The following is a 3,041-nucleotide window of genomic DNA, read 5'->3' as shown; positions in this document are numbered from 1 at the left end:
TCAAACACATCTGCATCCCCTGCCCCTGAGGTATAGGATCCTCCATGAATCCAAACCATGACCGGAAGTCCATCTTTGGCTGTGGTGCCTTTTGGAAGGGTGATGGATAGCTGTTGGCAATGTTCATCGGTCTCCAGCCTTGAAAGTGGTGTGCCCCCAAGCACCTTTTCCAAAAAAGGGACTTTAAGTTGTGGACATGCCCTTGCCCATTTGTCAGCCAAGATTGTGTGAGTGGCTGGTACTATTGGCTGGGGCTTGTGGAATCTTTCTGCAATTGCATAATGGATACCTGTAGCACGGACAACATTGCCTTCAATCCAACCTGCTATTTTCCCTGCCGGGGTATCAAAGATTGATTTATCTGTTTCGTTCAAACCTGCATGAATTATTGGAACTGGAAAGTATAAGATAGGTATGACAACTAAGTAACAGCTTTCTTTCCAAAAACCATATTTAAGTTATAAAAAAAGATGTGAGATGGGCCAGCCCGATGGATCGTGGACATAAGACACGAGATTTGGGACGTAAGTAAAAGGATGAAGTTGGAAAGATATGAGATAACTTAACCACGGCGGATGAGACGGTAGACATAAGACATAAGATTCAAGAGGCAAGAAAATGCGTGGATAGGATGTCTTTTACTTTTTGTTTCCGATTAGATCGGAAGCAAAAAGTAACCAAAAAATCAAGAAGGAGATATTCCCATATACGAGACAGGATCTATCCACGATAAATGCCACCGCCGGCCTCCCGGAAAAGGGAGGCTGGTCCAGATCTTCGTCGTCCCACCTGCATTAGGTGGTTAGAGCTGAAAATAAAAAGTGTTTTTAAAAAAGACACCAAGTAGTTGGTATTTTATGGTAAGATCGGAATGGTTATGTTTGGTAATTGGGAAATATCCGTCATGATGGCGTGAAGAGACTCCTTAAAGGAGGTTGTAAATGACAAAAACGAAGAACATATTATTTTGGACAGGAACGACTTTGGCAACATTGTTTTTTTGGACTTATGACTTTTATGTCGCTAAGTGAATGGTCGACAGTTAAAGTAAAAAAACAAACAGATGGCTATCCTTGGGGACCAATTAATGAAAACCCTTGGTATTATGACAACCCCGAAATTTACTCAACAGTAATGCTGACCGAAGGAATAATTTTCACAATAGCGTTGACAATTTTGGCTATTCAAATAATTAAAGCTAAAAAGAAAGATATTTTGTATGCATTAATGGTGTGTTTTGGACTTTTTATTTTAATGCTTGTAAATGGGGCAATTAAATGACACGACAATTAACATTTAGATTGACATCTTTGACTTTTGTTGCTTGCCAAAACATCAAGAAAGAAAATCATTTAACCAAACTTGAAGCGTTTATAATCGACTCAGACAGTTTGACAAGTAACTCAAAAACCTTTGACCAAATTGCCAATCAAATCCAGAACACAAAACCTGAACTAAAACAAGACGATTTAAAACTTTCAAGTGAAGACATTAACGGACTTTTAAAAGAACAATTATTTCGCTTTTTTTACGACACAACAGGAAACCATAAGAACCAATTCCGTTCTATTAAAAAGGAATCTGACTCTGAAAGACAAGCTGCAAAAGCTTTTTGGAAAATAATTGAATTTCACGCTTGCTGTATTCCTGACGAAGAAATTGTTAGACTCAAAAACTTTGAAAACCTTGACCACTTCAAAAATAGTGCTTTAATGACACTATTGACTAAAAACATAGTCATTTAAATCGGACATGGCAACAAACAAAAGACAATAAAGAAATTTCCGAGCTTCTTGACGAAATTTCGAATGGAAGAAAATATTTAAAACTTGAAATTGGTCACGGTGGACCAGCAATTTGGACAAGAAAATAAGAGAACAACACCCTATAATCGTAGACGGTCGTGAGCCATAAACTCACAGCCTGTCCCTTCCAAGCAGGAGCGTGCCTCTCACTATTTATATGCTTAAAGCCAAAGACGGAGGTTTCTTTATTTCTGATTGGCTTCGCAATAGATATACTGTTGAATATCTTGGAATTTGGGGGACAGTTTACAGCCCAGATTTTAATTATGGCGGATTCGCCATAATTAAAAGTCAGGCAGGATTGAATAGCTACAAACTCAGTGTGAAAGATTGGGTTGAAAAAACCAATGCCATTGGACTGAAAGCAACAGCAGGGCGATATGGCGGGACTTACGCACATCCAGACATTGCATTTGAGTTTGGTGGCAGTTTTTCTGTATCAGTCCATGCATGTCACGGCTCTTGTAGATGGAGTCAGGGATAGGCAAAGCCTCTAATCACTCCATACAGGAATTAGGACTGAGCGTTCAGAAAACCTTCAGTGAAGGTTTTTAGCGAAGGGCCAGGGAGAAGGGCTGGAAAGACGACCAATTTAGATGACAACCAACCCAATCACTCCAAATGGAAATAAACACTGAGCCCTCAGAAAAATGGAGCTGTTACAGAGGAGCTGCTGAAAAAGTCTGAATTGAGTAAGATCCAAGTTGGTGAAGTAAAGCTGTATAAATACACTGTGAACGGAAGCCAAGGAAATAGTCCCGGATGGCAAAGCGTATCGGGATAAAGCTGGCCAACAAAAGCAAGTCAATATATTGCAAGGTTTTTGTGTTCATTCGCTGAAATACCCTGCACATGATCATTGATTACCCATAAAGAGGCACAATGTTTTTTACAAAAAACATTCTTTGGACGAGATTGGTGTATGCAAAAAGCAATCAGCATCAAAAAAGCAGCTGGAACATTCCAGCTGCCTTTCCCCTATCGTCAAACTATATTTGGGTTATATATTACTGAAATTAGCTATCCCACTTTGCAGATAATCACGGTAGCCTCCCACATCATAAATTGCACCTACGGGATCCACCAGCACCTTCTCCCCTTTGGGATCCATCAGCACATAGTAGGGCTGGGAGTTGGAATTGAATTTCTGGGCTTGCACATCGCTCCACTTTTTGCCGATGCTGTTGATCTTCTTGCCGCTGAAGGCAGACACATAATGCTCCAGTTCCGGCAGAC

4 protein-coding genes and 1 pseudogene are annotated in these 3,041 nt (G+C 40.2%); 3 read left to right on the top strand and 2 right to left on the bottom strand.

Going from position 1 to position 3,041, the window contains the following annotated elements; all coding sequences use genetic code 11:
* Nucleotides 1–374, bottom strand: a 374-nt coding sequence (locus tag ACFSKL_RS11895; RefSeq protein ID WP_376886459.1) for a carboxylesterase family protein, incomplete at its 3' end; no start/stop codon positions are given.
* 643 nt (nt 375–1,017) lie between these two features.
* Here ACFSKL_RS11895 and ACFSKL_RS11890 point away from each other — a divergent pair.
* The 3 genes from ACFSKL_RS11890 (at nt 1,018) to ACFSKL_RS11880 (ending at nt 2,289) form a co-directional block, all read left to right on the top strand.
* Nucleotides 1,018–1,281, top strand: coding sequence for a hypothetical protein (locus ACFSKL_RS11890; RefSeq protein ID WP_376886458.1), 264 nt, complete (start codon nt 1,018–1,020; stop codon nt 1,279–1,281).
* Entirely contained in the window at nt 1,278–1,745 is a 468-nt protein-coding gene (locus ACFSKL_RS11885) for a hypothetical protein (protein ID WP_376886457.1), read from the top strand. Before ACFSKL_RS11890 ends, ACFSKL_RS11885 begins: the two co-directional genes overlap by 4 nt.
* Nucleotides 1,746–1,962: 217 nt before the next feature.
* A complete protein-coding gene (locus ACFSKL_RS11880; protein ID WP_376886456.1) occupies nt 1,963–2,289 on the top strand; it encodes a KilA-N domain-containing protein in 327 nt (108 codons plus the stop codon).
* A 516-nt stretch (nt 2,290–2,805) separates the two neighbouring features.
* Here the strand turns inward: ACFSKL_RS11880 and ACFSKL_RS11875 are convergent.
* Nucleotides 2,806–3,041: pseudogene (locus ACFSKL_RS11875) on the bottom strand (hypothetical protein); the annotation flags it as partial.

This window comes from Belliella marina, assembly GCF_042682445.1.
GTDB lineage: Bacteria > Bacteroidota > Bacteroidia > Cytophagales > Cyclobacteriaceae > Belliella > Belliella marina.
This window is presented reverse-complemented; position numbering and strand designations above follow the sequence as displayed.

What these genes read in the sequence shown, in the direction of transcription:
- ACFSKL_RS11880 (WP_376886456.1), top strand. Translation starts at nt 1,963, where the DNA reads ATGCTTAAAGCCAAAGACGGAGGTTTCTTTATTTCTGATTGGCTTCGC.
- ACFSKL_RS11885 (WP_376886457.1), top strand. Translation starts at nt 1,278, where the DNA reads ATGACACGACAATTAACATTTAGATTGACATCTTTGACTTTTGTTGCT.
- ACFSKL_RS11890 (WP_376886458.1), top strand. Translation starts at nt 1,018, where the DNA reads ATGTCGCTAAGTGAATGGTCGACAGTTAAAGTAAAAAAACAAACAGAT.